Here is a 3,310-nt window from a genome sequence, read left to right as displayed (position 1 = left end):
CCGCGCTGCTCGGCACGCGTGGTCAGGGACGCGAGGTCGCTGCCCGAGCCGGGTTCGGAGAAGCCCTGGCACCACTGTTCGGTGCCGTCGAGCAGCCGCGGCACCATGTCGGCCGCGAGTTCGGGGCGGGCGTAGGAGATCATCGTCGGTGCGAGCACCTCGATCATCGAGTAGATGCCGGGTTCGGCGAGGAAGCGGGTGGCCACCTCCTCGCCGAGGATCGCCCGCAGCACGGCCGGACCGCCGAGGCCCCCGACTTCGGCGGGCCAGCCGTACCGCATCCAGCCCGCGTCGAAGAGGGCCTTGCGGACGCGGGAGAGCTGGGCGACTTGGGCGTCGAAGGAGTGGTCGGCACCTGGGCTGAGGTCGTGGGTGTCGAGCCAGGAGACGAGTTTGGCGCGGAACTCGTCGGCCTCGATCACGGTGCGGCGGTGAGGTCGACGACGTGGGGGCGGCCGGAGTTGTGTTCGCCGTTGCGGCGGATGAACGTCATCGAGCGGGTGGCCAGGCGCCAGCCGTCGGCGGTACGGCGGTAGGTATCGGAGTAGTAGCCGATGCGGATGTCGGACTGGGTGTGGTCGACGAACTGTAGCGGCTGGGTTCCGGTGGCGTCGTTGATGATTCCCGAGTCGTCGGGCTCACCGAACTCGATGTGCGCGGTACCGGTCATGAACAGGCCCTTGGGGGCCACTGCTACCAGAGCGGGGAACTGGTCGAGCGGGTACACGTCGCCGAAGGCGCTGTAGGTGCCGTCGGGGGTGAATACCGAAACCACCCCGTCCACATCACCTTTGGTCATGGTGACCGCGTATTTGGCCAGCAGCTGGCCGATTTCGACGATGTCGTCGGTGCGCTCACTTGTTGACATAGACCTGTCCTCCCTTCATGACGAAACGAACATCCTGGGTGACAGTCATGTCGTCCAGGGGATTGCCGGGGACGGCGATGATGTCGGCCAGCAGTCCCTCGGCCAGGCGGCCGCGGTCGGTGACCTGGATGAGCTCGGCCGCTACGACGGTGGCCGCGCGCAGCACGGCCGCATTCGACATGCCGCGGGAGACGAGCGCGACGAGTTCGTCGGCGTTTTTGCCGTGCGGGATGGCCGGCGCATCGGTGCCGACGGCGATCTTGACCCCGGCGTCGTAGGCCTTCTTCACCGAAATACGGGCCCTGGGAAACATTTCCGCGGCCTTGGCCTGCAGTTCGGGGGCGGCGTGCGAGGTGTCCATCGCGTCGGCCAGGCGGGTGGTGGGCACCAGGAAGGTGTCGTTGTCCACCAGCATCTGTATCGCCTCGTCGTCGATCAGGAAGCCGTGCTCGATGCAGTCGATGCCCGCCCGGATCGCCTGTTTGACCGCTTCGGCGCCGTGCGTGTGCGAGGCCACCCGCAGCCCGCGACGATGGGCCTCGTCGACGATGGCGCACAGCTCGTCGAACGAATAGTGCTGTGCACCAGGGGAACCGGTCATGGACATGACGCCACCGGAGACGCACACCTTGATGAGCTGCGCGCCGTACTTGATCTGGTAGCGCACCGCCTTGCGGACCTCGTCGACACCGTTGGCGATGCCCTCCTCGAGGGTGAGGTCCATGATGCCGGGGGCGAACGCGGCGAACATCGTCGGATCGAGATGTCCGCCGGTGGGGGTGATGGCGTGCCCGGCGGGCACGATGCGCGGGCCGTCGATCCAGCCGGCGTCGATGGCCTTGCCGAGCGCCACGTCGAGCAGATAGCCGCCGGTCTTGACAAACAGCCCGAGGTTGCGGACGGTGGTGAATCCGGCCCGCAGGGTGCGCCGGGCGTTGCCGACGGCGCGCAGGACGCGGGTGGGCGGATCGTTCTGGACCGACGACATGGGTGGACGCTCACCGCGCCCGCCCATCAGGAGATTGACCTCCATGTCCATCAGCCCGGGCAGCAGGATGTTGTCGCCGAGGTCGATCACCTCGTCCGAGTCCGATTCGGCGACACCGTCGTTGACGCCGACAATGCGATCGCCGTCGACGCGGAGCACCGCTGGGGAGACCAGGGTGCCCGCGTCGACGTCAATCAGGCCGGCGGCCTTGATGATGAGCATCTGTGTCCCGTCACACCGTGCCACTTCAGACAACGGGTTCGTAGACCAGTTCGGCCCAGGCGGCACCCGAGTCGGGCACGCGCGGCTGCTTCCACACCTCCACCGGGAACGACACCATGATCAGCGACTGCATCAGGTGCACGAGTTTGCGGACATCCTCGGGCAGATCGTGGATGTCGAACTGGTCGCCGTAGTCCATGACGTCGGCCAGCCGGGGGAAGGCGGCGTCGTAGAACTCCTGCATCTGCGGCATGGTGGAGGCCAGGCGCTTGGCGTAGCGCTCCTGTTCGGTCTCCAGCGCCCAGTCGGCCCAGGGCTCGAGATCGGCGAATTCAGCCGGCAACACTGGCATTGCGGTACTCCTCAACGTGATCGGCGGCCATCTTGTGCAGGTGGCGCAGCAGGATTTCCTGGTCGCAGAGCGGGAACTCGGTGACTGTCCGGGTCTCCAGCATCTTCTGGGTGGCCTCCAGGGTGTTGGCGTCCTGGAGTGCGTATTCCTTGACCGTGACGGCGGCCAATTCCTGGGCCAGCCGCTCGCGGATATTCTTGGGCGGCACGAAGTACAGATTGCACTCGAAGATGTGCTTGTTAACCGCGGTGGGCCAATAGGTGTAGGTCAGGTACCAGCCCGGTGCCCAGATCAGCAGCGACATATTGGGGAAGAACTCGAATTCGTCGACGCCCCAGGGCTTTGCGCCGGCCGGGTTGACGGCCGCGGGCAGCGGGTCCAGGCCCTCGATGTCAGGACGGTCCCACGGTCCGAACAGGCCCGAGCGCAGCACCCGCTCGATGGGCTTGACCATGTTCATGTCCTTCGGGGGAGCCATGCCGCCCCACGAGGAGATCATCGAGTGCGGGCTCTGCAGGTCGTAGTGCAGAGCCTCGAAGCCGACCTTCATGAGCTTGTCGGCCTCGTCCTTGACCGCCTGCTTCTGATGCAGGATCGGTGCGTGGTAGAACTCGGCGAACGCATCGATGAACAGCTTCCAGTTGCTGCCGATCTCGGCGCGGTAGCTGTAGGTCTCGGTCATCTCGTGGAACGGATAACCTTCCAGGCCCTTGCCGTATGCGCCGAGGTAGTCGGTGAGTGAGACCGCGGTGTTGTCGAAGTTGACGAAGATGAAGCCTTCCCACACCTCGCAGCGCACCTCTTTGAGGCCGTACTGGCTCTTGTCGAGGTCGAAGAACTCGCTCTCCTGCTGCACGTAGGTGAGCTCACCGTCGAGCTG

At 65.8% G+C, this 3,310-nt stretch carries 5 protein-coding genes; all 5 read right to left on the bottom strand.

Annotation, left to right across the window (positions count from 1 at the left end):
- Positions 1–419, bottom strand: a 419-nt coding sequence (locus tag KDB67_RS15745; RefSeq protein ID WP_291017467.1) for an acyl-CoA dehydrogenase family protein, incomplete at its 3' end; no start/stop codon positions are given.
- Positions 419–868 carry a nuclear transport factor 2 family protein gene (locus KDB67_RS15740; protein WP_291017465.1) on the bottom strand — a complete coding sequence of 150 codons (450 nt, stop codon included), beginning with the start codon at positions 866–868 and terminating at the stop codon, positions 419–421. The genes KDB67_RS15745 and KDB67_RS15740, both read right to left, overlap by 1 nt.
- Entirely contained in the window at positions 855–2,078 is a 1,224-nt protein-coding gene (locus KDB67_RS15735) for an amidohydrolase family protein (protein WP_291017463.1), read from the bottom strand. Before KDB67_RS15735 ends, KDB67_RS15740 begins: the two co-directional genes overlap by 14 nt.
- A 25-nt stretch (positions 2,079–2,103) precedes the next feature.
- Complete coding sequence (locus KDB67_RS15730; RefSeq protein ID WP_291017461.1) at positions 2,104–2,430, bottom strand: hypothetical protein; 327 nt, start codon at positions 2,428–2,430, stop codon at positions 2,104–2,106.
- On the bottom strand, positions 2,411–3,310 hold a 900-nt coding region (locus KDB67_RS15725), incomplete at its 5' end, for an SRPBCC family protein (RefSeq protein ID WP_291017458.1). The genes KDB67_RS15725 and KDB67_RS15730, both read right to left, overlap by 20 nt.

The organism is Gordonia sp. (in: high G+C Gram-positive bacteria) (genome assembly GCF_020438995.1).
Taxonomy (GTDB): Bacteria; Actinomycetota; Actinomycetes; order Mycobacteriales; family Mycobacteriaceae; genus Gordonia.
Note: the sequence above shows the minus strand (reverse complement) of the source record. Positions and strands in the feature narration are given on the sequence as shown.

Excerpts from the sequence above, each read along its gene's own strand:
- KDB67_RS15740 (WP_291017465.1), bottom strand. The coding sequence starts at position 868 with ATGTCAACAAGTGAGCGCACCGACGACATCGTCGAAATCGGCCAGCTG.
- KDB67_RS15735 (WP_291017463.1), bottom strand. The coding sequence starts at position 2,078 with ATGCTCATCATCAAGGCCGCCGGCCTGATTGACGTCGACGCGGGCACC.
- KDB67_RS15730 (WP_291017461.1), bottom strand. The coding sequence starts at position 2,430 with ATGCCAGTGTTGCCGGCTGAATTCGCCGATCTCGAGCCCTGGGCCGAC.